22 protein-coding genes are annotated in these 25,809 nt (G+C 60.9%); 16 read left to right on the forward strand and 6 right to left on the reverse strand.

Annotated features, from left to right (window positions below; translation table 11 throughout):
- The first annotated feature begins 1 nt into the window (after position 1).
- Both glnA and LGT41_RS12910 read left to right on the forward strand, forming a co-directional pair.
- Entirely contained in the window at positions 2 to 1,411 is a 1,410-nt protein-coding gene (gene glnA / locus LGT41_RS12905) for a type I glutamate--ammonia ligase (protein ID WP_274127302.1), read from the forward strand.
- A 108-nt stretch (positions 1,412 to 1,519) separates the two neighbouring features.
- A complete protein-coding gene (locus LGT41_RS12910) occupies positions 1,520 to 2,167 on the forward strand; it encodes an outer membrane protein (protein WP_274127303.1) in 648 nt (215 codons plus the stop codon).
- A gap of 105 nt (positions 2,168 to 2,272) precedes the next feature.
- On the opposite strand, the gene LGT41_RS12915 is transcribed toward LGT41_RS12910, so the two are convergent.
- Positions 2,273 to 3,313 carry an aromatic ring-hydroxylating dioxygenase subunit alpha gene (locus LGT41_RS12915; RefSeq protein ID WP_337993034.1) on the reverse strand — a complete coding sequence of 347 codons (1,041 nt, stop codon included), beginning with the start codon at positions 3,311 to 3,313 and terminating at the stop codon, positions 2,273 to 2,275.
- Positions 3,314 to 3,651: 338 nt separating this feature from the next.
- Between LGT41_RS12915 and LGT41_RS12920 the strand changes: the two genes are divergently transcribed.
- Both LGT41_RS12920 and dddP read left to right on the forward strand, forming a co-directional pair.
- Positions 3,652 to 4,080 (forward strand): glyoxalase superfamily protein, encoded by a 429-nt coding sequence (locus tag LGT41_RS12920; protein ID WP_274127305.1) that lies wholly within the window; start codon positions 3,652 to 3,654, stop codon positions 4,078 to 4,080.
- Positions 4,081 to 4,172: 92 nt separating this feature from the next.
- A complete protein-coding gene (dddP, locus tag LGT41_RS12925; protein ID WP_274127307.1) occupies positions 4,173 to 5,486 on the forward strand; it encodes a dimethylsulfonioproprionate lyase DddP in 1,314 nt (437 codons plus the stop codon).
- Here dddP and LGT41_RS12930 read toward each other — a convergent pair.
- On the reverse strand, positions 5,483 to 6,430 hold the full coding sequence (locus LGT41_RS12930) for a glycosyltransferase family 2 protein (RefSeq protein ID WP_274127308.1): 948 nt from the start codon (positions 6,428 to 6,430) through the stop codon (positions 5,483 to 5,485). The two genes, dddP and LGT41_RS12930, sit on opposite strands and share 4 nt — an antisense overlap.
- Positions 6,431 to 6,500: 70 nt before the next feature.
- Between LGT41_RS12930 and LGT41_RS12935 the strand changes: the two genes are divergently transcribed.
- Positions 6,501 to 6,701 carry a hypothetical protein gene (locus LGT41_RS12935; protein ID WP_274127309.1) on the forward strand — a complete coding sequence of 67 codons (201 nt, stop codon included), beginning with the start codon at positions 6,501 to 6,503 and terminating at the stop codon, positions 6,699 to 6,701.
- 74 nt (positions 6,702 to 6,775) lie between these two features.
- Here LGT41_RS12935 and LGT41_RS12940 read toward each other — a convergent pair whose 3' ends face one another.
- Entirely contained in the window at positions 6,776 to 7,711 is a 936-nt protein-coding gene (locus LGT41_RS12940) for a glycosyltransferase family 2 protein (RefSeq protein ID WP_274127310.1), read from the reverse strand.
- Between the two features lie 139 nt (positions 7,712 to 7,850).
- On the opposite strand from LGT41_RS12940, the gene parE reads away from it, so the two are divergent.
- Positions 7,851 to 9,833 (forward strand): DNA topoisomerase IV subunit B, encoded by a 1,983-nt coding sequence (gene parE / locus LGT41_RS12945; protein ID WP_274127311.1) that lies wholly within the window; start codon positions 7,851 to 7,853, stop codon positions 9,831 to 9,833.
- A gap of 34 nt (positions 9,834 to 9,867) precedes the next feature.
- On the opposite strand, the gene LGT41_RS12950 is transcribed toward parE, so the two are convergent.
- Positions 9,868 to 11,673 carry an ABC-F family ATP-binding cassette domain-containing protein gene (locus LGT41_RS12950; protein ID WP_274127312.1) on the reverse strand — a complete coding sequence of 602 codons (1,806 nt, stop codon included), beginning with the start codon at positions 11,671 to 11,673 and terminating at the stop codon, positions 9,868 to 9,870.
- A 99-nt stretch (positions 11,674 to 11,772) separates the two neighbouring features.
- Between LGT41_RS12950 and LGT41_RS12955 the strand changes: the two genes are divergently transcribed.
- The 3 genes from LGT41_RS12955 to trpE all read left to right on the forward strand — a co-directional run bounded on the left by LGT41_RS12955 (position 11,773) and on the right by trpE (position 16,390).
- Positions 11,773 to 12,948: an aminotransferase gene (locus tag LGT41_RS12955; protein ID WP_274127314.1), complete on the forward strand. Its 1,176-nt coding sequence runs from the start codon at positions 11,773 to 11,775 to the stop codon at positions 12,946 to 12,948.
- A gap of 65 nt (positions 12,949 to 13,013) precedes the next feature.
- Positions 13,014 to 14,879 (forward strand): peptidyl-prolyl cis-trans isomerase, encoded by a 1,866-nt coding sequence (locus LGT41_RS12960; protein WP_274127315.1) that lies wholly within the window; start codon positions 13,014 to 13,016, stop codon positions 14,877 to 14,879.
- Positions 14,879 to 16,390 (forward strand): anthranilate synthase component I, encoded by a 1,512-nt coding sequence (gene trpE, locus LGT41_RS12965; protein WP_274127316.1) that lies wholly within the window; start codon positions 14,879 to 14,881, stop codon positions 16,388 to 16,390. The genes LGT41_RS12960 and trpE overlap by 1 nt, the downstream gene beginning before the upstream one ends.
- A gap of 1 nt (position 16,391) precedes the next feature.
- On the opposite strand, the gene LGT41_RS12970 is transcribed toward trpE, so the two are convergent.
- A complete protein-coding gene (locus LGT41_RS12970; RefSeq protein ID WP_274127317.1) occupies positions 16,392 to 17,195 on the reverse strand; it encodes a polysaccharide deacetylase family protein in 804 nt (267 codons plus the stop codon).
- A 203-nt stretch (positions 17,196 to 17,398) separates the two neighbouring features.
- On the opposite strand from LGT41_RS12970, the gene LGT41_RS12975 reads away from it, so the two are divergent.
- The 6 genes from LGT41_RS12975 to lexA all read left to right on the forward strand — a co-directional run bounded on the left by LGT41_RS12975 (position 17,399) and on the right by lexA (position 22,264).
- Positions 17,399 to 17,980: an anthranilate synthase component II gene (locus tag LGT41_RS12975; protein WP_274127318.1), complete on the forward strand. Its 582-nt coding sequence runs from the start codon at positions 17,399 to 17,401 to the stop codon at positions 17,978 to 17,980.
- Positions 17,977 to 18,993 (forward strand): anthranilate phosphoribosyltransferase, encoded by a 1,017-nt coding sequence (trpD, locus tag LGT41_RS12980; RefSeq protein WP_274127319.1) that lies wholly within the window; start codon positions 17,977 to 17,979, stop codon positions 18,991 to 18,993. Before LGT41_RS12975 ends, trpD begins: the two co-directional genes overlap by 4 nt.
- A gap of 66 nt (positions 18,994 to 19,059) precedes the next feature.
- The gene (trpC, locus tag LGT41_RS12985) at positions 19,060 to 19,872 is read left to right on the forward strand and encodes an indole-3-glycerol phosphate synthase TrpC (protein WP_274127320.1); all 813 of its coding nucleotides are present in this window, start codon (positions 19,060 to 19,062) and stop codon (positions 19,870 to 19,872) included.
- A complete protein-coding gene (gene moaC, locus LGT41_RS12990) occupies positions 19,872 to 20,348 on the forward strand; it encodes a cyclic pyranopterin monophosphate synthase MoaC (protein WP_274127321.1) in 477 nt (158 codons plus the stop codon). The genes trpC and moaC overlap by 1 nt, the downstream gene beginning before the upstream one ends.
- Positions 20,348 to 21,529 (forward strand): molybdopterin molybdotransferase MoeA, encoded by a 1,182-nt coding sequence (locus LGT41_RS12995; RefSeq protein ID WP_274127322.1) that lies wholly within the window; start codon positions 20,348 to 20,350, stop codon positions 21,527 to 21,529. The genes moaC and LGT41_RS12995 overlap by 1 nt, the downstream gene beginning before the upstream one ends.
- A 51-nt stretch (positions 21,530 to 21,580) precedes the next feature.
- Positions 21,581 to 22,264, forward strand: a complete 684-nt coding sequence (gene lexA / locus LGT41_RS13000; RefSeq protein ID WP_274127323.1) for a transcriptional repressor LexA — start codon at positions 21,581 to 21,583, stop codon at positions 22,262 to 22,264.
- On the opposite strand, the gene LGT41_RS13005 is transcribed toward lexA, so the two are convergent.
- A complete protein-coding gene (locus LGT41_RS13005; RefSeq protein ID WP_274127324.1) occupies positions 22,261 to 24,309 on the reverse strand; it encodes a ComEC/Rec2 family competence protein in 2,049 nt (682 codons plus the stop codon). The two genes, lexA and LGT41_RS13005, sit on opposite strands and share 4 nt — an antisense overlap.
- 81 nt (positions 24,310 to 24,390) lie before the next feature.
- Here LGT41_RS13005 and gltX point away from each other — a divergent pair, with 81 nt between their 5' ends.
- Positions 24,391 to 25,803, forward strand: a complete 1,413-nt coding sequence (gltX, locus tag LGT41_RS13010; RefSeq protein WP_274127325.1) for a glutamate--tRNA ligase — start codon at positions 24,391 to 24,393, stop codon at positions 25,801 to 25,803.
- Positions 25,804 to 25,809 lie beyond the last annotated feature (6 nt).

Raw genomic sequence — 25,809 nt, forward strand, 5'->3', positions numbered from 1 at the left:
TATGAGCGACGCCCAAAGCATTCTTGCGCGCATGAAAGATGAAGACATCGAGTATCTCGATGTGCGCTTCACCGACCCGCGCGGCAAACTCCAGCATGTCACGCTGCACAAAGACATCATCGACGAGGACTTCTTTGAAGAAGGCTTCATGTTCGATGGCAGCTCGATTGCCGGCTGGAAAAGCATCGACAAATCGGACATGAAGCTGATGCCCGATCTGACCAGCGCCTATGTCGACCCGTTCTATGCCGAAAAGACCATGTGCATCCATTGCACGGTGCTGGAGCCCGACACGAACGAGCGCTACGACCGCGACCCGCGCGGCACAGCCGAGAACGCCGAAAACTATCTGCGTTCCTCCGGAATTGGCGATGTGGCCTATTTTGGCCCCGAGGCTGAATTCTTCATGTTCGACGATGTGCGCTATTCCAACTCGATGAACAAGGTCAGCTTTGAAGTGGATGCGGTGGATGCCGCATGGAACACCGACGCCGCCTATGAAATGGGCAATATGGGCCACCGCCCGGGCGTCAAGGGCGGCTATTTCCCCGTTAACCCAACCGATTCAGCGCAGGATATTCGCGGCGAGATGCTGTCGACCATGAAGCGCATCGGCATGAAGGTCGACAAGCACCACCACGAGGTTGCCAGCACCCAGCACGAGCTTGGGCTGATCTTCGGCACGCTGACCGAGCAGGCCGACAATATCCAGAAATACAAATACGTCATCCATAACGTGGCCCATGCCTATGGCAAGACCGCCACTTTCATGCCCAAGCCGATTTATGGCGATAACGGCTCAGGGATGCATGTGAACATGTCGATCTGGAAAGACGGCAAGAACCTGTTCTCAGGCGACAAATATGCCGACCTGTCGGATGAGGCGCTGTTCTTCATCGGCGGCATTCTGAAACATGCCAAGGCGCTGAACGCGCTGACCAACCCGTCCACAAACAGCTACAAACGCCTGATCCCCGGCTTTGAAGCCCCCGTTCTGCGCGCCTATTCGGCCCGCAACCGCTCGGGCTGTGTGCGCATTCCGTGGACAGAAAGCCCCAAGGCCAAGCGTGTCGAGGCCCGCTTCCCCGACCCGACCGCCAACCCCTATCTGTGCTTTGCCGCATTGCTGATGGCGGGCATCGACGGGATCAAGAACCGCATCCACCCCGGTGAAGCCTCGGACAAAGACCTGTATGACCTGCCGCCTGAAGAACTGGCCGGCATCCCGACAGTTTGCGGCAGCTTGCGCGAAGCCCTGGAAAGCCTTGAGGCCGACCACGACTTCCTGCTTGCAGGCAACGTGTTCACCAAAGACCAGCTTCAGGGCTATATGGCGCTGAAATGGGAAGAAGTTTACAAGGTCGAACACACCCCGCATCCGGTGGAATACGGGATGTATTATAGCTGCTAAACGCGGCACTCCCTTACAAATCGGGGCCCTGCGGGGCCCCTTTTTTCTTGCGTGACATACTGCACCACGCGATATTGCGCACACATTTATCGTTAAGAAGGTATGAACATGAGAACATTTATTTCCTGTCTTGCCCTGACGCTTGCACCTTTTGGCGGCGGTTTTGCCTATGCGGGCGCAGCAGAAACGCCAGTTGCAAGCGTAGGCAGCGCAGTTGCCAACACGGTCAGCGTGACTGACTGGAGCGGGTTTTACGCGGGCGCCAGCTATGGTTTCGTTCAGGACTCGATGGCGAGCTATCAAAACGGAGCCTTTGGCGGCAATCTGTTTGTCGGCGGTGACTCTTTTGGCGGCTTCGCCGGCTACAATTTCCAGCGCGGCAATTTTGTTTATGGTGCCGAACTGGGCTACACAGCAGGCCCGTTTGCCACCAGAGAAGGCTTTCATACCGTAACCACACAGGACTATTTGGACCTGAAACTGCGGTTGGGTTACTCTATGGGCAAGGTGTTGTTCTACGGCTTTGCCGGATATTCCACCGCAACCTTCTATGAAGACAGTGTTGCACCCGCCACCACAATAGATGGGCTCAACTACGGTGTTGGTGTCGATTACCAGATCACCGAGCGCATTTTTGCCGGGGTCGAATATGTTGCACGCGATCTTTCCGGTGAGTTTGACCAGACAGATTGGCCGGACTGGACATTTGAGGGCCCGTCATCCTCGGTCAACCTGCGCGTAGGCTTCAGCTTCTGACAAAGGCTGGGCGCCATTGCCGCCGGGCTTGAATGAACTCTGATAGATGCGGCATCGCACGAAGTGCCAGGAACAGATGTGCGATGCCGCTGAAGCCTTTCTAACCTAACCCTGCATTTGCGCATCTACCTGCTTTTCTTCATTGATCATCGCAAGCAGCTGGCGGCGGAAGCGGAGTTGGCCGCCGTCGATCGGCAGGTCGATATGGGGCGATGTCTTATTGTCCATCCCGATCTGCACCTCGTTCAGAATGGCGCGATCTTCCTCGAATGCGTGCTGCACATCCTCGCTCATCAGCTTGGACAGCGCCTCGTCATCGGGGCGGATATTGCGCAGTTGGAACCAGTAATACCGCGTTTCGGATTCGGTTGTCGGGGTCATGAAATTGTAGCTGTCCATGATGAAGGTATCTTCATGCAGCGCCCCGTTCGGCCCGCCCGTGCCCGCCGGGGTAAAGATGGCGCGGATCAGCGCATGGCTGGGATAGCGCACCTCGTAATGCTGCAAGCGGTCGCAATTGCCGGTAAAGCCGATGACCTTCTTGTAAAACGGTGCCGGTTCCACATCCATCATCCAGCGATGCACGATGACCCCGTTTTCGGTTTTGGAAACCCGCAATGGCGTATCTTTGGTGGCATCCTGCGCGAATGAGCCCTGATGCACCCAGGCCACATGCGTAGGGTCGAGCAGGTTATCTGTCATCAGCAAGTAGTTGCAGTTCAGCTGCATGGCCGCACCGCGGTTGATGCCCCAGGCCGGGTCGCCAAAATTCGGGATGTCGAAAATATCGCTCGTATCGGCAATGGCGGCATTGCCCATCCAGATCCAGACCAGCCCGTATTTTTCATGCACCGGATAGCTGCGCAGCTTGGCGTTGGACGGAATATCGCCACCACCCGGCGCCCAGACGCATTGGCCCGAGCAGTTGAAGGTCAGCCCGTGGTAGCCGCATTCGACATTTCCATCCTTGATGCGCCCTTTGGACAGCGGCAGCTTTCTGTGCGGGCAGGCATCTTCCAGCGCGAAAACCTCGCCCGCCGCGTTGCGAAACATGCAGATCTTTTCGCCAAGCACCACAACCTGCTGCAAATCGGTGCCAATTTCATGGCCCCAGGCGGCAACATACCAGGCATTGTTCAGAAACATCATCATCTCCAGAAATTCGCCACGCGCAACCGCGCATGGGTAATCCGGGCGTGCAGGATAATATGAAACAGGGCTTGAGGCGCCCCGGCACAGACGACGCCATCGTCCGGCCAAGGCAAGTCCTATGCAACAGGCGCGAAACGGTCAAGCGCCCGTGCATATTGACGAACCGGCACCTGCGCCCTATATGCCCATCCCCAAGGGGTCCGGCCCCTGCCGCGTGCAAGCGCAAGCTGTGGTGAAGCCCGGACATCTATGACCTGCCCCGCCCCTTTCCATGCGGTTATGGTAATGCACGCACCCTTAACGAATGCATGGCTTGGAAAAAGGCATGTCTTATGAATACGCTTCCCACAGTTAACACGCTCAAGCAGCAGGCGCGTGCCTTGCGCGCGGCACTTGAGCCAACCACGCCCGTCAGCCATAGCCAATCGCTTGAGCTTGTTGCCAGGCAGCACGGCTATCGCGACTGGAACACATTGTTTGCCAGGCTCGGCAACCAGCACCCTGCCCCGCGCTTTGCAATCGGCCAGTTTGTCACTGGCCGCTATCTTGGCCACCCGTTCCGGGCGCGCATTCGTGCGGTGCGCGAGCGGGCCGATGGCTGGTTTGCGCTGGACCTGAAGTTTGATGACCCGATTGACGTGGTGCAGTTCAAAAACTTCAGCAACTACCGCTCTTACGTAAGCTGCACGGTAAACGGACTGGGCCGCACATTCGAGAAAACCTCGGACGGGCAGCCGCATGTTGTGCTGGACCTTGCCTGAAAACGACCATGCGCTTGCCGCTTTTCTAGGCGGCAAGCGCAAGTTCTGACCCTAGTCTTGCTGCAAACCGCATTTCGATGGGCCGTTAGACCATGAACTATATCGACCGCCGCAAGATCGACCCGACCCGCCGCAAGCCCGATGGCACGCCGGATGACAATGACCGGGTTGAAATCGGGCCAACGCAGCTGGCATTTGATGAATGGGCAGCGGCGGGTTTGCAGGCCCCCAACCTTGATGCGATGCGCCGTTATCGCCATGCGCGGCTGGTTGAGCATATCAACGCGCGCGACCTGGCCGGGCTGTTGGTGTTTGACCCGCTCAACATTCGCTATGCGACCGACAGCACGAATATGCAGCTTTGGAACACGCATAATCCGTTTCGCGCCTGCCTGATTTGTGCCGATGGGCATATGGTGATGTGGGATTACAAGAACTCGCCCTTTCTTTCGGCCTTCAACCCGCTGGTGGCCGAAGTGCGCTCGGGGGCGTCGATGTTCTATTTTTCAACCGGCGATCTGGGCGCGCGCAAGGCCGCGGCTTTTGCCGCCCAACTGGCCGACGTTCTGGCCGCCCACGCGCCGGGCCAGACACGGCTGGCGATTGACAAGATCATGCTCAGCGGGCTGCGGGCAATCGAAGCGCAAGGCTTTGTTGTCATTGAAGGCGAGGAGTTGACGGAAAAGGCGCGCTCGATCAAGGGGCCGGATGAGATTCTGGCCATGCGCTGCGCCATGAATGCCTGCGAAAAAGCCGTGGCCGCGATGGAGCGCGCCGCCAGCCCCGGGCTTTCGGAAGATGATATCTGGGCGGTGCTACAGGCCGAAAATATTCGCCGTGGCGGAGAGTGGATTGAAACACGCCTGCTGACATCGGGCCCGCGCACCAACCCGTGGTTTCAGGAATGCGGGCCGCGCATTGTGCAAAACAACGAGATACTGGCCTTTGATACCGACCTGATCGGCGCCTATGGCATGTGCTGCGATATTTCGCGCACTTGGTTTGTAGGCAACGGCAAGCCGCGCCAGGACATGATTGACGATTACGCGCTCGGCTGGGAGCATATCGAGCATAACATGGCCATGCTCAAACCCGGCGTGTCCATGCGCGACCTTGTGCAAAACGGTCATCAACTGCCCGACATCTATCAGGCGCAAAAATATTCCTGCGCCATGCACGGCGTTGGCCTGTGCGATGAATGGCCGCTCATCGACTATGCCGACCGCGACGAGGAGGGCGCGTTCGATTACGAGATCAAACCCGGCATGATGCTGTGCGTCGAAGCCCTGATCAGCCGTGAGGGCGGCGATTTTTCGATCAAGCTGGAAGATCAGGTGCTGATCACCGAAACCGGATATGAAAACCTGACCAGCTACCCGCGTGATGCGGCCTTGCTGGGGCTTTAGCCGCCCTGAACACTGGCGTAAATATCGGCCGGATTGCGCCAGATAAAGCGCAGCCGCCCGATGACCACGCAGAGCCAGTTCAGCGCGCCGGCAAAACAGGCCAGCCCGCGCTGTTCGTTGTAAACCAGAATCACGGCCGCTTTTGCCAGTAGAATCACGCACCGGGCAAACGCGCCAAGCACCATCCAGATATTGTGGATATGGCCGCGAAACCGGCCAAAGCGCAGCAAGGATATCAACCCGGCATGATGGGCCTGTGCGATTTGTTTGCGCAGCCGAAAGCCAAGCGCCGCGCGTTCGGCCAGAACCCTCTCACGCGTTATGGCCTCGGGCACGAAGCGGATTTTTTCACCGGCATCCGTTAGCTGATAGCACAGAAAATAGTCGGAGCCGCCGATCGTATTGAACCGCAGATCAAACCGCATCGCCCGCCCGTCATCGGCAAAAATCGCGCGACGGAACACCACGTTCTGCGTGGTGACAGCCTTGCGTTCGTAAGATGTTGTGCGCCGGGCCCTTTGCGCCCGCAGCGCCTTGTAGATGCGCGGCGCGCTTTCAGGCTCGATCATGATCGCGCGGCCCGCAAAAATGCTGTAATCCGGCAGCGCCACGATGGCGGCCTTTATGGCGGCGGCCCAGTCCGGGTCTATCACCTCGTCATCGTCGATGAAGGCCAGCCAGTCGCCCGTGCCGCGCAAAAACAGCTCTATCGCGCGGTTGCGCGCCCGCACCACGCCGATTCGAGCCTCATGCGCATAGGTTATGTCAATTTTGTCGGAAAACGAGTCGATCACGCCGCGCGACACTGTATCTGGCCCACTTTCAACAAGAATGAACCGCAGGGCAACACCCTCTACCGGTGTTAAATTGATGCAAGAATGCAACAGTTCGGCAAGCATTTTGGGCCGTTCGCGCGTGCAGATCGCGATTACAATCTCGGGCATTTCAATTTCGGTTTCTGCTGGTATATAGTCGGCACGACGTAAGTCTTATTCCTATATGATGGAGCCTTAAATGATTAAAGTTATCCGCGCTAGCCTTGCCGGTGTATTCGCAGCAGGTGCTGCTTATGCCGGTTCTGCTGTTTTTGTAGCCCCCGAAGTGACGATGGTTGAAGAACCCATGCGCTCCGGTTCGGGTGCTTGGCTGATCCCGCTGGCAATCATCGCGATCCTCGCGCTGACCCTGACCGGCGACGACAATTCGTCGACCTAAGCTATTCTGACTGCCCTGACGGGCGGATATCTTCTGGGCGTCCAGCAATGTGCTGGGCGCTTTCTTTTTGGCCTTCAATGCCCTTGAACACTGGCATAGCTGTCGCCTAGCCGCTTCCATAAAGCCAAAGGCCGCCCGCTGAGGGCGGCAAAGCTGCGCATCGCCAGGCCCAAAAGCGCAAGCCCGCGCGATTCGGAAAACACCAGCACTACCGAGCCGGCCAGGCTGAAAACAATTATCCGGGCAATATCGCGCGTCATTTCGAACAGCACCAATAGCCTTCCGGCAATTTCGCCATGCAGACCAATGTATACGCGACCGCGACAATGCGATTGATGTCGCCATTTTGAAAGCTGAAATTTCAGGCTTTGTCGCGAGTCCGGCACAGCCTCATAGGTGCGCGCCGCCATGATGTAGCGGCAGACAAGCCCGCGCGCCTTGATACGGCGGAACAGGTCATAATCTTCGCCTCCCGACAGGTTATAGGCCAGATCAAACAGGTGCAGCTTTTCGCCATCGTCAAAATTGCGCCTGTGCATGAAGCAATTATTGGTGCCGCTGCCAAATATCTTTTGGCCGTAACGATAGCGTTTTTGGCGCATTTCACGCAGAATGCGCGGGGCGGAGGCATCGTAAATGCGAAACGTCGGCCCGACAAACATATCGGTATCGGGAAAATCCGCGCGCGCCTTGAGCAGGGTCGCAAGCCAGTCGGGCGCAACGGTTTCATCGTCATCGACCAGCGCAATCCAGTCGTGCGGCCCGGCCAGAAACTGCCGCACAACCGCGTTTCGCGCATAAACAAGGCCAAGACGTTCTTCGTTGCTGAACGCAATATTCAGCCGGTCGGCAAAGCCATCGGCCACGGTTTTCGCACCGCCCGGCGGGCCGTTTTCAACCAGGATGATCGCAACATCAACCCCGGCCTGCGCAATGCTGACGCAAAGGCTTTCCAGCAAGGCCTTCAGCATTTTGGGCCGCTCGCGGGTGCAAATACCGATATTCAACATAAAATTTCCAATCAGGGGTCAGGCCTTGCTTATATTGCGGCGCATCCACAAGGCAAATGCGATTTGCAGCGCCACAAGATATTGTGTGTCCCCCCCGCTATCTGCCATATTGGAGGTTGAGCAGAAAACGGGAAAACCCATGACAGCGCCGAACGACCTTTTTGACGAAGACGAAGCCTCCAACAACTATTCCGCCTCCTCGATCGAGGTTCTGGAAGGGCTGGAGCCGGTGCGCAAACGCCCCGGCATGTATATTGGCGGCACCGATGAGCGCGCCCTGCACCATCTGGTGGCCGAGGTGCTGGACAATTCGATGGACGAGGCCGTGGCGGGCCATGCCAACCGCATCGAGGTGGAGCTGCACGAAGATTTTTCGGTAACGATCCGCGACAATGGCCGCGGGATGCCCATCGACCCGCACCCGAAATTTCCCGATAAATCGGCGCTGGAGGTGATTTTATGCACGCTCCATGCGGGCGGCAAGTTTTCGGGCAAGGCCTATCAGACATCCGGCGGTTTGCACGGGGTTGGCATTTCGGTGGTCAACGCGCTGTCTGACCATGTCGCGGTTGAGGTGGCGCGCAACAAGCTGCTTTACCGTCAGCGTTTCAGCCGTGGCCTGCCGGTGGGTGGGCTGGAGGAACTGGGCGCCACACAGAACCGGCGCGGCACATCCGTTACCTTCCACCCCGATGCGGAAATTTTTGGCAATATGGCGCGGTTCAAGCCCGCGCGGCTGCTGAAAATGGTCCGCTCAAAGGCCTATCTGTTTTCGGGCGTTGAAATCCGCTGGAAATGCGCGCCAGGCTGCATAACCGATGATACGCCTGATGCGGCAACCTTCCACTTCCCCGGCGGCTTGGCAGATTACCTTAAGGAAACGCTGGAAGATGCTGCAACCTATAGCGAAAAGCCGTTTGCGGGTAAGGTCGAGTTTTCCGAACGCTTTGGCGGTGAGACTGTTGGTTCGGTCGAATGGGCGATCAACTGGACCCCGGCGCGCGATGCTTTCGTCAACTCTTACTGCAACACCGTGCCCACGCCCGAGGGCGGCACACATGAAAGCGGTTTCTGGGCGGCAATCCTGAAAGGCGTGCGCGCTTATGGCGAACTTGTCTCAAACCGCAAGGCCAGCCAGATCACCCGTGAGGACGTGATGGCCGGTGGCTGCGCGATGATCTCGGTTTTCATTCGCGAGCCGGAATTCGTGGGCCAGACCAAGGACCGTTTGGCCACGACCGAGGCGGCGCGGCTGGTAGAACACGCCGTGCGCGACCATTTTGACAATTGGCTGGCATCCGACACAAAATCGGCCGGCGCGATCCTCGATTATCTGGTTCTGCGCGCCGAAGAGCGCCTGCGCCGCCGGGCCGAAAAGGAAACCCAGCGCAAGTCGGCCACGAAAAAGCTGCGCCTGCCGGGCAAGCTGGCCGATTGTTCAGCCAATGGCCGCGAGGGGACCGAGCTGTTTCTGGTCGAGGGGGATTCGGCTGGCGGCAGCGCCAAGCAGGCGCGCAACCGCCGCAGCCAGGCCATTTTACCCCTGCGCGGTAAAATCCTGAACGTGCTGGGGGCATCGGGCGCAAAACTTACACAAAACCAAGAGCTTGCCGACCTTTGCCAGGCTATGGGCGTGCAGGGCGGCAGCCGCTTCAATATCGAAGATTTGCGCTATGAGCGCATTATCATCATGACCGACGCCGATGTGGATGGCGCGCATATCGCCGCCCTTCTGATGACGTTTTTCTTCACCCAGATGCGCCCGCTGATTGATGCGGGCCACCTGTTCCTTGCCGCCCCGCCGCTGTTCCGCCTCACCCAAGGCGCGAAATCGGTCTATGCGGGCGATGAGGCCGAGCGCGATGCCTGGCTGGCGCGCGGGCTTGGCGGGCGTGGCAAGATCGACGTGGGCCGCTTCAAGGGCCTTGGCGAAATGAACCCCGCCCAGCTTAAAGAAACCACGATGGACCCGGACACCCGCAAGCTGATCCGCGTGAGCATTGATGATGACGAGCCGGGCGAAACCGATGATCTGGTCGAACGTTTGATGGGCAAAAAGCCCGAAAAACGCTTCCAGTATATTCAGGAAAACGCGCGATTTGTTGAAGAGCTGGATGTTTAACGCACGGCGTTGACCACCCAACCCGGCGTGCCGCCTAGGCGCGTTCTTCCAGCATCAGCCATTCTTCCTCGGCCGCGCTCAGCAGGTTCTGCCGGTCGGTCAGGGCCGTGGTGGCCTTGGCGAATTTCGCCGGATCTTTGGTATAAAGATCGGGCGTGGCCAGCAGCTCTGTGAGCTTGGCGATATCCGCCTCGTAGCCCGCAATCAGCTTGGGCAATTCGGCAAGCCGGTGGGATTCGGTGAAGCTTAGGCCGGGCTGTGCCGCAGGTGTTGCGGGTTTTGCGGCGGGCGCGCCGGCGGGCTTTTTCGCTGCGGCGGGTTTTTCGACCTTCACCGCCCGTTGCGACAGGGAATCGGTATAGCCCCCGGCGCAGATGGTGACACGGCCATCGCCCTCCATCACCAGCGTGGTGGTGGCAATCCGGTCGATGAAATCGCGGTCATGGCTGACCAGCAGCACGGTGCCGTCAAAATCATCGAGCAGTTCCTGCAACAGGTCGAGCGTTTCGACATCGAGATCATTGGTCGGCTCGTCGAGAATGAGCAGGTTTGCCGGTTGCGCCATCAGACGGGCGAGCAACAGGCGCGCCTTCTCCCCGCCCGAAAGCGCGGTGATCGGGCTGCGCATTTGCTCTTCGGCGAACAGAAAATCCTTCAGATAGCCCACAACATGCCGGGCCGTGCCGCGCACCATAATCTGGTCATTCCGGCCAGAGCCGCCAATCGCCGGGTCTTCGGTTAGCGCGGTCCACAGGGTTTGGCCGGGGTCAAGCGCGCTGCGGTTCTGGTCAAACACCGCAGGCACAAGGTTTGCGCCGAGCTTGATGCTGCCGCTATCGGGCGCAAGCGCGCCGGTCAGCAGGTTCAGCAATGTGGTTTTGCCCGCCCCATTAGGGCCGACAAGCGCAATGCGTTCGCCGCGCTGAATGCGCATGGAAAAATCGCGCACGATGCTGCGCGCACCGAAGGATTTGCCGACATCGCGTGCCTCAACCACCAGCGCGCCGGATTTCGGGGCCGCTTCAAACTCCATTGCCGCCACGCCCGCGCGGCGAATTTGCGACGCGCGTTCGGCGCGCAAATCGGCCAGGCGGCGCACGCGGCCCATATTGCGCTTGCGCCGCGCCGAAATGCCTTCAACCGCCCAGCGGCCTTCGGCCTTGATCAGCCGGTTCAGCTTGTGGCGCTGCTGGTCTTCTTCCTCGAAAATCTTGTCACGCCATTCCTCGAAATGGCTGAAGCCACGGTCCACCCGGCGCACCTGCCCACGATCGACCCAAAGAATGTTGCGGGTCAGCGCGCGCAGAAACGCGCGGTCATGGCTGATCAGCACAAAGGCTTTCTGGGTCGAGGCGAGTTCTTCCTCAAGCCATTTGATCATGTCGATATCAAGGTGGTTGGTTGGCTCATCCAGCAGCATCAGTTCGGCATCCTGGGCCAAAAGCCGCGCCAAGGCGGCGCGCCGCCGCTCGCCCCCGCTGGCGGCGTCTGGCGCGATATCGCCGCGCAGCTTCACGCCTTCAAGTGCAATATCGGCGCGATAGCCTTCATCCTCGTGCAGGCCAGCGCGCACCCATGCGCCAAGCGTGGCAAAGCCGCTGAAATCCGGCTCCTGCTCCATCATCGCGACATGCTGGCCGGGCTGGGCGAATACGGTGCCGGAATCGGGTGTCACGCGGCCTTGCATGATGCGCATCAGCGTCGACTTGCCCGAACCATTGCGCCCGACAAGCGCAATCCGGTCGCCCGGATGCACGGCGAGCGACAGGTTTTCAAACAGCGGATCGCCCCCGAAATTCAGGGAAATACCGCTTAGCGTAAGGATTGGGGGCTGTGCCATGCCCGCCATATCGCCCGCCATTTGGCCAGCGTCAAGGGCTGGCACTTGCGCACGCCACCCCGCCCGCTAAGCTGGCCGAAATTTGCCGGAGCCCGCGCCATGCTGAAACCCCATGCTGCAACAATTGCCGCCACCACGCCGCCGCCAGTGATGGAGGCGCGGCGCTGGCTGGCGGGGGTGTCTATTCCGGCCGACCGCCCCTTGCTGAACCTGAGCCAGGCCGCACCCGTTGCCCCGCCACCGCCGGAATTGCGCAAGGCGCTTGCAGACGCGGTTGAGGATGACAGCAGCCACCTTTATGGCCCCGTGCTGGGCCTGCCGGCGCTGCGCGCCGAATTGGCGGCCCGCTGGTCGGCGCAATATGGCGGGCATATTGCGCCAGAGGATGTGGCCATCACCTCGGGCTGCAACCAGGCCTTTGCCGCCGCGATGTCCACCATCGCGGCGCCGGGCGAGGCGGTAATCCTGCCAACCCCTTGGTATTTCAACCATAAAATGTGGCTGGATATGCAGGGGATTACCACAATCCCCCTGCCCTGCGGTGCCGGAATGCTGCCCGATCTGGCCGAGGCCGAGGCGGCGATAACCCCGAAAACCCGCGCCATTGTGCTGGTTTCGCCCAATAACCCGACGGGGGCTGAATATCCACCGGCACTGCTTGCGGGTTTTGTGGCCTTGGCGCGCGCGCATGGTCTGGCGCTGGTGGTCGATGAAACCTACCGCGATTTTCATTCCCGACAACACCCCGTCCACACCCTGTTTGCCGATGAGACCTGGCGCGATGTGCTGGTGCATCTTTACTCCTTCTCCAAGGTCTTCCGGCTGACGGGCCACCGGGTTGGCGCGCTTGTCGCCAGCCCCGCCCGCCTTGCCGAGGCTGAAAAATTTCTCGACACGGTTGCGATTTGCCCCAACCAGCTTGGCCAGCGCGCGGCGCTTTACGGTTTGCAGAACCTGCAAGGCTTCATTGCCGAGGAACGCGCCGAAACCCTGCGCCGCCGTGCGGTGGTCGAAGCGGGTTTTGCCGCGCTACCCGGCTGGCACCTGCAGTGCTGCGGCGCCTATTTCGCCTATGTCCGCTACGATATGGAGTTAGACAGCCCGACGCTTGCACAGCGCCTTGTGGCCGAAGCCAGCCTGCTGGTGCTGCCCGGCACAATGTTTGCCCCAAAGGGCAAGCAGGCCGCCAAACGCCAGCTTCGCATTGCCTTTGCCAATGCAAATACACAGGAACTCGCGGTTTTGTTTGCCCGTCTGGCCGCCTTTGGCCCCTAAGGCACTTGCCTCTTTTCCAGCCAATCCTTACAACCACGCAAACTACCAATGGCTGAGGGTTTATAATGGCTACTATGATGCGTTCGCGCAAAACCAACGTTCTGGTCTATGCGCTTATCGGTGCGCTCATCGTGGGCATGGCCGGGTTTGGCATCAGCGATGTTCTGTCGGGTGGCTCCAGCAATGACGTGGCCACTGTGGGGGATCGCAAAGTCACCCAGCAGGAATTCAGCCGCGCGCTCAGCCAGACCGTGAACCGCTTTTCCCAGCAGGTTGGCCAGCCGGTCACGATGGAGCAGGCCCGCCTGTTCGGGCTTGACAGTTCGACCCTGGGCCAGCTTATCACCTCGCGCGCTTTGGAGAACGAGGCTGCGCAACGCGCTGTATTGGCCGATGATGACATGCTGCGCGCCTCGATCATGTCGACCCCGGCCTTTGCCGATAGCAGCGGCCAGTTCGACCCCGACGCCTATAGCTATGCTTTGCAGAACGCCAATTACGCCGTGCGCGACTACGAGGCGCTGATCCGCGCTGAACTTTCGCGCAATTTGCTAAACCCGGCGGTTAGCGGCGGGGCCGTGTCCGATGGCACGAGCGCAAGGGTCATCGGCCAGTTTCTGAACGAATCCTTTAACGTGGACTGGGTGCAGATCAACCTCGACAGCATAGCCGCGCCCGCCGCCCCCAGCGAGGCCGATCTGGCCGCATGGCTAGAGCAGAATGCCGCAGACTACACCCTGCCCGAGCGGCGCAGCCTGACAATTGCCGTGCTGCGCGCCGCCAGCGTTGCCGCCGAGGCGGGCATCACCGATGCGGATGTGGCTGCCGAATATGACGCGCGCGCCGCGCAATACAGCCAGCCCGAGCGCCGCGCGCTAGACCGGCTGACCTTTGCCGACACCACAGAAGCCGCGGCTGCGCTGGACCGGATCAATGCCGGCGAAGTAAGTTTTGACGATCTGATCGCCGAGCGCGGGCTGGACCCGAGCCTTTTTTCGCTGGGTATCGTGCAAGCCATCAGCCTGAATTCTGCGGCACGCGACGCGGTGTTTGGCACCGAGGCACCGGGCATCGTCGGCCCGGTTGACACCGATCTTGGCCCGGCCCTGTTCCGTATCAACGCAATCATCGCGGCCACGACCACACCGCTGGCCGATGTTGCCGACGAGATTCGCGCACAACTGGCCGAGCCTTTCATACGCGAGCGTCTGGCCGCTGTTTATGGGCAGGCCGAAGAGCTTGTCGCAGCAGGTGCCACCGTGGAAGAACTGGCCAATGAAACCGGCATGGCGCTTGAAACGCTTGAATTCACAAGCGACATGAGCGAGGGGCTGGCAGCCGATGAAGCCTTCCGCACCGAAGCACTTGCCGCCGCCGAGGGCCAGGAGCGTGACCTGCTGGAAACCGAAGATGGCAGCCTGTTCGTGCTGCGGGTCGACCGGATCACCCCGCCACAGGTGCAGCCGCTGGCCGATGTGCGCGCAGAGGTTGCCGCCGCCTGGACAGCCAATGCGCATCGGGCTGCACTTGCCGAACGCGCAAATTCTCTGGCCAGCCAGATCAATGCAGGGGCCGCCTTCCTGCCGGTTATGGATGCGCTTGGCCTGACCGTTTCCAATGCCCCAGGCCTGTCGCGTGGCACATCAACCGATGCCGTGCCCGCAAGCGCCGCCAATGCGGCCTTTGATTTGGCCGAGGGTGAAACCGCAGCCGTAGCCAATGGCGAGGACAGCTACATCGTTCTTCGCGTCAACAGCATTACCCCCGCCGAAGCAGACAGCTTTACAGATTATGTGGCGCAGCGCAGCACAGCCGACGAGGCCGGGCTCAGCAGCGATCTGTTCTTCTACTTTGCCAATGCGGTGCGCGATACAACCCAGGTCAGCGTGAATAACAGGCTGATCGAGGCGGTGTTGAACGGCTTTCAATAATGGCAATCCTGCCCGGTTTCGAAAGCTTCGCGCGCGGCTATGAGGCCGGGAAAAACCAGCTGGTCTGGACCCGGCTTATCGCCGATCTCGACACGCCGGTTTCGCTTTTGCTGAAACTTACCCAGGCGCGGCGCGATTCCTTTTTGCTGGAATCGGTCACCGGCGGCGAGGTGCGCGGGCGCTATTCCATTCTGGGCATGAAGCCCGACCTGATCTGGCGGTGCCGCGACGGTGCCGCCGATATCAACCGCAATGCGCGCTATGACGATGCGGCATTCGTGGCCGATCATCAGCCGCCCCTTGCGTCGTTGCGCGCGCTGATCGATGAATGCAAGCTCGACCTGCCCGAAGGCCTGCCGCCGATGGCCGCAGGGCTGTTCGGCTTTCTGGGCTATGACATGATCCGGCTGGTCGAACACCTGCCCAATATCAACCCCGACCCGCTGAACCTGCCCGATTCCATTTTGCAGCGCCCCAGCGTTGTGGTGGTGGTCGATGGGGTGAAGGGCGAAATCTGCGTTGTTTCGCCGGCCTGGGTTTCCAGCGGCCAGTCGGCCCGTGCCGCCTATGCCCAGGCGGCTGAACGGGTCAGCGACGCGCTGCGCGACCTGGACCGCCCCGTGCCGACCGAAAGCTTCGATCTGGCGCATATGCAGCCGGGCACGCCGGTGTCAAACACCAGCCATGACGATTATCTTGCAATGGTTGCCAAGGCCAAAGACTATATCGCGGCAGGCGATATTTTTCAGGTCGTGCCCTCGCAACGCTGGGCGCAGCCCTTCCCGCTGCCGCCCTTTGCGCTTTACCGCGCGCTGCGGCGCACAAATCCCTCGCCCTATATGTTCTATTTCAACTTTGGCGGCTTTCAGGTGATTGGCGCAAGCCCCGAAATTCTGGTGCGCGTGGTTGATGGCAAGGTCACAATCCGCCCGATTGCCGGCACCCGCAAACGCGGCATCGACGAGGCCGAGGACCGGGCGCTGGAGGCTGATTTGCTGGCCGACCCCAAGGAACGCGCCGAGCATCTGATGCTGCTCGATCTCGGGCGCAATGATGTGGGCCGCGTCGCCGAATTCGGCACCGTCACCCCAACCGAAAAATTCATCATCGAACGCTATTCGCATGTGATGCATATCGTCTCCAATGTCGAAGGCAGGCTGCGTGCGGGCGAAGATGCGTTGTCAGCCCTGCTGGCCGGCCTGCCCGCCGGCACGGTCTCTGGTGCGCCGAAGGTGCGCGCGATGGAGATTATCGACGAGCTGGAGCATGAGAAACGCGGCGTCTATGGCGGTGGTGTCGGTTATTTTTCAGCCGCGGGCAGTATGGATATCTGCATCGCGCTGCGCACGGCGGTTATCAAGGACGAGGTTCTGTATATCCAGGCCGGTGGCGGCGTGGTCGCCGATAGCGACCCCGAAGCCGAGTTTGAAGAAACCGTCAACAAATCCAAAGCCTTGCGCATGGCCGCCGAGGATGCGGCGCTGTTTGTCAAACCCTATTCCAGCCAATAGGTCAGGGTTTGCGCATGACGGCCGAAACCGGCGCCAGCACAAGGCCGCGCGGCTTGGGTGCATTGGCCCATGACAGCAAGACATCCAGTGTAAGATTGTCCATCTGCACGACAACCACCTGATTGCCGGTTTCGAGCGCATTGCGCGTGGCCGTATCCAGCGCCAGCCGGGCATCGCTGCTGGACATGGCGGGTGTGACCGAACTGTTGATCGCCATTGCCGGCAGGCCGGCCTCGCCCACCTGCCCCAAAATGCCGCCAAACCCGGTTTGCCCGACATAGGCCAGCCCGTATTCGCCCAGCAGTGACAGCAGGGTGATATTGGCCGCCGGGTTGCTGCCCGTTGCCTCATCGAACACGCCAACGCTGCCATTCATCGTGGCAATCGCCTGGCTGATCGCGGGCACCGAATCGCGGATGTCGCGGCGCAAAAGGGTGAGAACCTCAAAGCCATAGGCGCGATAGGCGCCAATATTCTGGCCCTGTGTGACCGGGTCAATCGCCACGGTCAGCGGCAATCCGGCCAGCGGGGCCAGATCAAAGCCGACAGGCGCGACCAGCACAACCGCCAGCCCGCGCGAGCCGCTTGGCAGGTTGAAGGGCATGGCATTACGCTCAAACGCCGCAAGCTGGCGCTGCGCGGTTGCAGGCGCCGGTGTTGCAGGTGCCACGGGCGCGGCTTGCGGGGTTGCCGCAACCTGTGGTGCTGCGGGTTGCGCAGGCACGGTTGCAGGTTGCGCGGCGGGCGCATTCGCCGCCGCCGCAGGGCTGCCCGCAGGGTCAGCCGGTTTGAAGATGATGGTCAAGCCTACAAAAACAATCGCACACAACACTAGCCCTTTTACGAGCCCCGTCAAAAATCCGATAATTCCTTGCACCCGCCACCCCATGCTGAATAATTAGTTGCGATGCCGCCTGTGCGGCTTTTCAATGCCCCCCAGACGCTTTACACGTTTATAAGGTATTCCCCGCTGGTGCCAGCCTAATATCGACGATTAATGAGGGCTAAATGCTGCTGCTGATTGATAATTATGACAGCTTCACATGGAATCTGGTCCACTACCTTTCGGAATTGGGCGCGAAGGTCGAGGTGCGCCGCAACGACGCGCTGAATGTGCAAGAGGCGATGGCGCTGCAACCCTCGGCCATCATGCTCTCCCCCGGCCCGTGTGACCCGGCGCAGGCTGGCATTTGCCTTGCGCTGACCGCAGCCGCCGCCGAAACCCGCACGCCGCTGATCGGGGTCTGCCTTGGCCACCAGGCCATTGGGCAGGCATTTGGCGGCAAGGTCGTGCGCGCTAATGCGCTGATGCACGGCAAAATGGGCACAATCAAGCATGGCGGCAAGGGGCTGTTCGCGGGCCTGCCCAGCCCGTTTGAAGCCACGCGCTACCATTCTCTGGTGGTTGAACGCGAAAGCCTGCCGGAGTGTCTGGAAATTACCGCCGAGGTGGAAGATGGCACGATCATGGGGCTGCAACACCGCAGCCTGCCCATTCACGGCGTGCAGTTCCATCCGGAATCAATCGCTTCGGAACACGGACACGCGCTGCTTAAAAACTTTCTGGATATGGCACTGGAGTCAGCATGAGCGAAAAACTACAGGCCTGTATCGCCAAGGCGATCGACGCGCCGCTGAGCAGCGCCGATGCCGAAGCCGCCTTTGGCGAGATCATGGAAGGCCGGGCCACACCTTCGCAAATTGGCGGCTTTCTGATGGTGCTGCGCGTGCGCGGCGAAACGGTTGAAGAATATGCCGCCGCCGCTGCCGCCATGCGCGCGCGCTGCCTGAAAGTTTCGGCCCCCGATGGGGCAATGGATATTGTCGGCACGGGCGGCGATGGCAAAGGCACGCTGAACATTTCCACCGCCACGGCCTTTGTGGTGGCGGGGGCGGGCGTGCCGGTGGCCAAGCACGGCAACCGCAATCTCAGCTCCAAATCCGGTGCCGCCGATGCGCTGAGCGAGCTTGGCATCAACATCATGGTCGGCCCCGCCGTGGTTGAGCGTGGCATTCGCGAAGCAGGCATCGGCTTTATGATGGCGCCAAACCACCACCCGGCCATGAAACATGTCATGCCCGCCCGGCGCGAGCTTGGCACGCGCACGATTTTCAACATCCTTGGGCCGCTGACCAACCCGGCTGGCGTCAAGCGCCAGCTTACCGGGGCATTTTCGCCAAAACTGCTGGTGACAATGGCCGAAACCCTGCGCCAGCTTGGTTCGGACAAGGCCTGGCTTGTGCATGGCGCCGATGGCACCGACGAGCTTTCGATTGCCGGGCCAAGCGCGGTGGCGGCGCTGGAAGCTGGTGCGGTGCGCGAATTCACCATTTCGCCCGATGATGCTGGCCTGAAAACCCACCCGTTCGAGGCAATTTTGGGCGGCGCGCCTGCCGCCAATGCCCAGGCCCTGCGCGCGCTGCTTGATGGCGCTGCGGGTGCCTATCGCGATGCGGTTTTGCTGAATGCAGCGGCGGCCCTGCTGGTGGCCGATAAAGTGAGCAGCCTGGCCGATGGTGTTGCACTGGCGCGCAACAGCATCGACAGTGGCGCGGCGCGCAATGCCGTGGCCACGCTGGCGCGCATCACCAACCAGGGCTGATGGCACCGTGCTTTTCATTCTGCCGGCCAAGCGTTAGAACGGGTATAGGGCTGCAAAGGGCATGACATGACGACAATTCTCGACACAATCAAATCCTACAAGCTGGAGCATATCGCCGCGTGCAAAGCCAAAATCCCACAGGGCGAGGTTGAGCGTGCCGCCCAGGATGCCGCCCCCGTGCGCGGTTTTCACGAGGCGCTGCGCCTTGCCTCGACCTCCGGCGGCTACGGGCTGATTGCCGAAATCAAGAAGGCCAGCCCTTCAAAAGGTTTGATCCGCGCGGATTTCGACCCCGCCAAACTGGCCGAAGCCTATAGCGAGGGTGGCGCGACCTGCCTGTCGGTGCTGACCGATGCGCCCAGCTTTCAGGGGTCTGATGACTATCTGAAGCAAGCACGCGCCGCCACAACCCTGCCGGTTTTGCGCAAGGATTTCATGTTCGACACCTATCAGGTGGCCGAAGCCCGCGCGCTTGGGGCCGATTGTATATTGCTGATCCTGTCGGTGCTGAGCGATGCACAGGCCGCCGAGTTGGAAGATGCCGCCCTTGCCTGGGGCATGGATGTGCTGGTCGAGGTGCATGACCGCAACGAGATTGACCGCGCGCATTTGCTGAAATCCAAGCTTGTCGGCATCAACAACCGCAACCTGCACACGTTTGAAACCAGCCTCGATGTCACCCGCAGCCTTGCCGCCCACGCCCCGGCCGAGGCGCTGCTCGTGTCGGAATCCGGGCTGGAAACCCGCCACGACCTTGCTGCGATGGCGCGCTATGGCGTGCGCTGCTACCTGATTGGCGAAAGCCTGATGCGGCAGGAAAATGTGGAAGGCGCGACCCGTGCGCTGCTCTCTGCCCCCTGGTCGCCCGAGGCCGCATAATGCCGAAGCTCACCCATTTCGATGCCAGCGGTGCGGCGCATATGGTCGATGTTTCGGAAAAACCCGCCACCGCGCGGCTGGCCGTGGCCCGTGGCCGGGTGGATATGACCGCCGAAACACTGGCGCTGGTCATTGCGGGCACTGCGGCCAAGGGCGATGTTTTGGGCATTGCACGGCTGGCCGGCATCATGGCGGCCAAGAAAACAGCCGAACTGATTCCGCTTTGCCATCCGCTTGCGCTGAGCAAAGTGTCGCTCGATCTGGTGGCTGACGCGGCAGAGACCTGCGTGCAGATCGAGGCGCGCGTCAAGACCAGTGGCCAAACGGGTGTTGAGATGGAGGCGCTGACCGCCGTTTCCGTGGCGGCACTTACGGTTTATGACATGCTGAAGGCCGCCGATAAACACATGCAGATCAACGATATACGCCTCGTTCTTAAAGAGGGCGGAAAATCCGGCAGGTTCGAGGCGCGCTGATGATCTCGGTCGATGAGGCGCGCGCGCGCATTCTGAACCTCGCCCCTAAGCCCGTGGTTGAAACCATCCCCTTGGCCGAAGCCGCGGGCCGCGTTTTACTGCAACCGCTCACCGCAAGCCGCAACCAGCCGCCCTTTGCCGCCTCGGCGATGGATGGCTATGCGGCGCGCAAGGCCGACCTTGCCGATGGCGCCACGCTCACGGTTGTGGGCGAAGCCGCGGCAGGCTCAGCCTGGCAGGGGCAGATTGGCGCTGGCGAAGCCTTGCGCATTTTCACCGGCGCGCCGCTGCCAGGCGGGGCAGATTGCGTGATCATCCAGGAAGATGTGCAGCGTTCGGGCAACACGATCACCCTTGGCCCCGGGCGCGACAGCGCCGACCATATCCGCCCCGCCGGGGCTGATTTTGCCAAAGGATGGGAATTTGCAGCCCCCCGCCGCCTGAACCCGCAAGACATTGCCCTGCTTGCCGCCATGAACCATGCGCGCCTGCCCGTGGCGCGCAAACCGGTTGTGGCGCTGCTGCCAACGGGCCGCGAGCTGGTGAATGTGGGCGATGAACCAAGCGATGCGCAAATCATTTCCTCCAACAATCTTGGCCTGAAGGCGCTGATCGAGGGCGCTGGCGGGCGCGCGCGGCTGCTGCCGATTGCGCCTGATACACCCGAAGGGCTGCGCGTCTGCCTTGCGCTGTGCGCAGGGGCCGATCTTGTGGTCACGCTCGGCGGCGCCTCGGTGGGCGACCACGATCTTGTGGCCAGTGTCGGGCAAGAGGCGGGGCTTGCGCTCGACTTTTACAAGATCGCCATGCGCCCGGGAAAGCCGCTTATGGCCGGGCGGCTGAACGGCATTCCCATGCTGGGCCTTCCGGGCAACCCGGTTTCATCTATGGTATGCGGCTATGTGTTCCTGCTGCCCCTGCTGCGCGCCATGCTTGGCCTGCCACAGGCCGGGCCGGGGCCGCGCTATCCGCTGGCCGCCCCCCTGCCCGCCAACGGCCCGCGCAGCCATTTCATGCGCGCCCGGCTGATTGATGGCGCCCTGCACATCCAGAAGCGGCAGGATTCGGCGCTGCTTTCGGTGCTGGCTGAAAGCGATATTCTGGCCATTCAGCCGGCCAACGGCCCGGCCTTGGCGGTGGGCGACAGGCTTGAAACGCTAAATCTCGCGGCAAATGGTTGACACAAAACAAGAACACTTGTAGAACAAGTCAGGTTCAACAAGGGGCTGGCCATGTTAACGAAGAAACAACTCGATCTTTTGCAGTTTATCCATAAACGCGTGCAAAAAGACGGTGTCTCGCCCAGTTTCGATGAAATGAAAGACGCGCTCGACCTGCGCTCGAAATCCGGCATCCACAGGCTGATCACGGCATTGGAAGAGCGTGGGTTTCTGCGCCGCCTGCCCAACAAGGCCCGCGCGATTGAAATTATGCGCCTGCCGGATTCGATGGAGCCCGCTGGCTTTCGCCCCTCGGTGATCGAGGGCAGTCGCGCCGCCCCGCCGCCCGATGCCCGCCATGTGCAGGCCGATGCGATGGAATTGCCGGTGATGGGCCGCATTGCCGCGGGCACGCCGATCGAGGCGATCCAGCAGGTTTCGCATTCCGTGGCTGTGCCGGGCGCCATGCTCTCGGCCAGCGGCAACCATTTCGCGCTGGAGGTGAAGGGCGATTCGATGATCGGGGCTGGCATCAACAATGGCGATATCGTGGTGATCCGCGAACAGGCCACGGCTGATAATGGCGATATTGTCGTTGCCCTTGTCGAAGGGCAGGAAGCCACGCTCAAACGCCTGCGCCGCCGTGGCAGTGCCATCGCGCTGGAAGCCGCCAACCCCGAATATGAAACCCGCGTCTACCGCGATGATCAGGTGCGCATTCAGGGCCGGCTTGTCGGGCTTATCCGCAACTATTAGCGCTGCCAGTAATGGGTCTGCGCATCGCTCAGTGTGGTAACAATTTCCAGCCCCTCGCCGGTTGGCGTGATTGCCAGCGCACCCATCCGTGCAAAATCGTCGGGCGAAACCCAAAGACATGGCCCCATACGCGGTTGCGGCTGCCCGGAAAACACAAACAGGCGCTTTGCGGTGCAGGGCTGCTGTGGTATGTCGCGGCCCCAATGCAGAATGATCTCCCAACCGTTGTCCAGCACCGCCGCGCTGCCACCCGTGTAAACCTGTAAACCGTCACGCGCAAAAGCAGCATCTTGCGCCGCGCTGTCGCCGTCATTTTGCAGCCAGCTTTGGGCCGCATAGCTATAGGCGCGGTCCTTGTTCAGCGCGCGCCCCGTTGCCCCCATAACACCCATGAGCCGACCGTCGCCATCTATCAGCAAAGCCGGCCGTGTCGCTGATGACCAGACGAGCAGCGCGAGCGCGGCCGGAACCAGCCCCGCCAAACGAAGCCAGCCGCGCAGCAAACACAGGATCAGCCCGCCAAGGCTTATCAGGCCCAGCACCTGCCAGGGGGCTGCAACCACCGGAATGACCGCGCCGGGAAGTGCGGCAACATAGCTTGCAACCCCCAATATCCACGCAATGCCCCAGCCCATGACGGCCAGCGCCGCGCCCGACAGGCCAAAGGGTGACAGCAGCAAAGCCACAACGGCTGCTGGCATGACAACAAGCCCCATCATCGGCACGGCCAGCACATTGGCCAGCAAGCCGAATTGCGATATCGTGTTGAAATTAAAGGCCGAAAACGGAGCCGTTGCCGCACCACCCACCGCGGATGTCAGCACAACGCCAAGGCTCCAGCCCAGAATGCGCTGCCAGCGCGCGGCACCGGGGGCGAAAACCCAGCGCCCACGCAAGGCAGAATAGGCGGCAATCAGCCCGGTTGTCGCCGAAAACGACATCTGAAACCCCGCCTCCATCAGGCTTTCGGGCGCAATGATCAGCACGATGAGTGCTGCCAGCGCAACCGAACGCAAGGTCAGCGCGGGCCGGTCGAGCATGACCGCCACCAGAACCACCGCCGCCATGATGAAAGCGCGCTGCGTGGCCACATTGGCGCCCGACAGCAGCAGGTAGCCCGCCGCCGCCAGCAACGCGCCAAAAGCGGCGTATTTCTTGATGCTATGGGCCAGCGCCAGCCCCGGCACAAGCGCCATGCCGCGCCGCAACAGCATGAAGACAAACCCCGAAAGCAGGCCCATATGCAGCCCGGAAATGGCCAGCAGATGCGCTAGGTTCGACGCGCGCAGATCGTTCAGCACCGCCGGGTCAATCGCGCTGCGATCGCCGCTGACAATCGCCGCTGCAAAGGCGCCATCAACCCCCGGAATGCCCGCGCGCACCCAATCGGCCAACGCCATGCGCTGCGACAAAAGCCAAACCGACAGCCCGTTCTGCGCAGCGCCCGGCCAGGCGGCCAGCACCGGGTTGCGCGAATAGCCAATCGCCCCAAGCTGGTTGAACCAGGCAAAGCGGCGAAAATCAAACCCGCCCGGCTCTACCGGGGGTTCGGGCGGCGACAAAAATGCTGTTGTGGTGATGCGCGCGCCGGGGCGCAGAATATCGGGCGCAATCTCGCCCACGGCACTCAGGCGAATGCGCGCCGGCACCGCCGTATCACGCGCGCCGGGCAGTGTGATTTGGTCCAGCACCATGCGCGGGGCGTTGCTGGCAGAACGATCAAGCCCGATGATACGCCCCTCAACCGGGCCATAATAATTCCACCCCAGCACGGGCGCGGCCACCAGTGCGGCCCGCAAACTGGCATTGAGGTAACCCAAAATAAACCAAATCAGCCCTAAACCAAGCTGGCGCAGCACGGTGCTGCGCCGCTGCAACGCAAACAGGCAGGCCGCAATGAACCCGACACCCCAAAGCACCAGAAAAACGCCGGTTGGGGGGCCGTTCAGCCCGAAATACAGCGCAATGCCGCCGCCAAACAGCACCGGTGCCCATAAAAACAGGTTGGGCGATTGCGCCTGTAACTCGCCCAGCACCCAGCGCATCGGCACCTGCCTTGTTCTTGCTTACGCCATACAATAGAAGCGTTAACGATAACTTTTCACGGTTTCCAAGAGGTTAACGCCATGTCCGCCACCAAACCCGTCATCACCCGTTTTGCGCCATCGCCAACGGGCTATCTGCATATTGGCGGGGCGCGCACGGCGCTGTTCAACTGGCTGTTTGCCCGCCATCATGGCGGCACATTCCTGCTGCGGATTGAAGATACCGACCGCGCGCGCTCTACCCCCGAGGCGACCGAGGCGATTTATGCCGGCCTCCGCTGGCTGGGGCTTGATTGGGATGGCGATGCGGTCAGCCAGTTCGCCCGCATCGCGCGCCATGCCGAAGTTGCGCGCGATATGCTGGCGCGCGGCACGGCCTATAAATGCTTTGCCACGCAGGGGGAAATCGAGGCTGCTCGCGAAGCGGCGCGCGCGGCCAAGCAGCCGCCGCTCTTCCATTCCCCCTGGCGCGATGCCGACCCGGCAGACCACCCTGACTTGCCCTTTGTCGTGCGCCTGAAAGCCCCCAAAACCGGTGAAACCGTGGTCAATGACCATGTGCAGGGCAGCATTACCTGGAAAAACGAAACGCTCGACGATCTGATCTTGCTGCGCTCCGACGGTGTGCCGACCTATATGCACGCCGTTGTGGTGGATGACCATGATATGGGCGTGACCCATGTCATTCGCGGCGATGACCACCTGACAAACGCCGCCCGCCAAAGCCTGATCTATCAGGCGGCCGGCTGGGATGTGCCGGAGTTTGCACATGTGCCGCTTATTCACGGCGAAGACGGCAAGAAACTGTCCAAGCGCCACGGCGCGCTCGGGGTCGAGGAGTATCGCGATATGGGCTATTTGCCCGCCGCGATGCGGAATTACCTCATCCGCCTTGGTTGGTCGCATGGCGATGACGAGTTTTTCAGCACCGCGCAGGCCATTGAATGGTTCAACCTTGATTCTTTGGGCAAATCCCCCGCGCGGTTCGATTTCAAAAAGCTCGAAAACCTGTCGGGCCAGCATATTCGCAGCAGCGACAATACCGATCTGGCGCGCGAGGTGCTGGCTTTTGTTGCATCGCAAAACCTGCCGCCGCTGAGTGAAAAACAGGAAACACAGCTTTTCGAGACGATGGACCAGCTGAAAGAGCGCGCGAAAACATTGCCGGAAGTCCTTGAAATGGCGCGATATTTCTTGAAAGAACGACCGCTGGACATGGATCAGCGAGCGCAAGAACTGCTTGATACAGTATCCCGTGGTATGCTGAACAGATTGACTTCGCGCTTGCAGCATGTTAGCTGGAGCGCAGATAATCTGGAGATCGAAATCCGCGCTTTTGCCGAAGATGAAGGGCAAAAGCTGGGCAAGGTCGCCCAACCGCTTCGTGCCGCATTATGCGGGCGTGGCGTGTCTCCAAGCGTGTTTGACATGATGGTCACGCTAGGCCGCGACGAGACGATCGCCAGAATTTTGGATGTCGCCCCCACAGGCTGACAGATT

The sequence above is a fragment of the Abyssibius alkaniclasticus genome (assembly GCF_020447305.1).
Classification (GTDB): domain Bacteria; phylum Pseudomonadota; class Alphaproteobacteria; order Rhodobacterales; family Rhodobacteraceae; genus Abyssibius; species Abyssibius alkaniclasticus.

Excerpts from the sequence above, each read along its gene's own strand:
- glnA (WP_274127302.1), top strand. The coding sequence starts at position 2 with ATGAGCGACGCCCAAAGCATTCTTGCGCGCATGAAAGATGAAGACATC.
- LGT41_RS12910 (WP_274127303.1), top strand. The coding sequence starts at position 1,520 with ATGAGAACATTTATTTCCTGTCTTGCCCTGACGCTTGCACCTTTTGGC.
- LGT41_RS12915 (WP_337993034.1), bottom strand. The coding sequence starts at position 3,313 with ATGTTTCTGAACAATGCCTGGTATGTTGCCGCCTGGGGCCATGAAATT.
- LGT41_RS12920 (WP_274127305.1), top strand. The coding sequence starts at position 3,652 with ATGAATACGCTTCCCACAGTTAACACGCTCAAGCAGCAGGCGCGTGCC.
- dddP (WP_274127307.1), top strand. The coding sequence starts at position 4,173 with ATGAACTATATCGACCGCCGCAAGATCGACCCGACCCGCCGCAAGCCC.
- LGT41_RS12930 (WP_274127308.1), bottom strand. The coding sequence starts at position 6,430 with ATGCCCGAGATTGTAATCGCGATCTGCACGCGCGAACGGCCCAAAATG.
- LGT41_RS12935 (WP_274127309.1), top strand. The coding sequence starts at position 6,501 with ATGATTAAAGTTATCCGCGCTAGCCTTGCCGGTGTATTCGCAGCAGGT.
- LGT41_RS12940 (WP_274127310.1), bottom strand. The coding sequence starts at position 7,711 with ATGTTGAATATCGGTATTTGCACCCGCGAGCGGCCCAAAATGCTGAAG.
- parE (WP_274127311.1), top strand. The coding sequence starts at position 7,851 with ATGACAGCGCCGAACGACCTTTTTGACGAAGACGAAGCCTCCAACAAC.
- LGT41_RS12950 (WP_274127312.1), bottom strand. The coding sequence starts at position 11,673 with ATGGCACAGCCCCCAATCCTTACGCTAAGCGGTATTTCCCTGAATTTC.
- LGT41_RS12955 (WP_274127314.1), top strand. The coding sequence starts at position 11,773 with ATGCTGAAACCCCATGCTGCAACAATTGCCGCCACCACGCCGCCGCCA.
- LGT41_RS12960 (WP_274127315.1), top strand. The coding sequence starts at position 13,014 with ATGGCTACTATGATGCGTTCGCGCAAAACCAACGTTCTGGTCTATGCG.
- trpE (WP_274127316.1), top strand. The coding sequence starts at position 14,879 with ATGGCAATCCTGCCCGGTTTCGAAAGCTTCGCGCGCGGCTATGAGGCC.
- LGT41_RS12975 (WP_274127318.1), top strand. The coding sequence starts at position 17,399 with ATGCTGCTGCTGATTGATAATTATGACAGCTTCACATGGAATCTGGTC.
- trpD (WP_274127319.1), top strand. The coding sequence starts at position 17,977 with ATGAGCGAAAAACTACAGGCCTGTATCGCCAAGGCGATCGACGCGCCG.
- trpC (WP_274127320.1), top strand. The coding sequence starts at position 19,060 with ATGACGACAATTCTCGACACAATCAAATCCTACAAGCTGGAGCATATC.
- moaC (WP_274127321.1), top strand. The coding sequence starts at position 19,872 with ATGCCGAAGCTCACCCATTTCGATGCCAGCGGTGCGGCGCATATGGTC.
- LGT41_RS12995 (WP_274127322.1), top strand. The coding sequence starts at position 20,348 with ATGATCTCGGTCGATGAGGCGCGCGCGCGCATTCTGAACCTCGCCCCT.
- lexA (WP_274127323.1), top strand. The coding sequence starts at position 21,581 with ATGTTAACGAAGAAACAACTCGATCTTTTGCAGTTTATCCATAAACGC.
- LGT41_RS13005 (WP_274127324.1), bottom strand. The coding sequence starts at position 24,309 with ATGCGCTGGGTGCTGGGCGAGTTACAGGCGCAATCGCCCAACCTGTTT.
- gltX (WP_274127325.1), top strand. The coding sequence starts at position 24,391 with ATGTCCGCCACCAAACCCGTCATCACCCGTTTTGCGCCATCGCCAACG.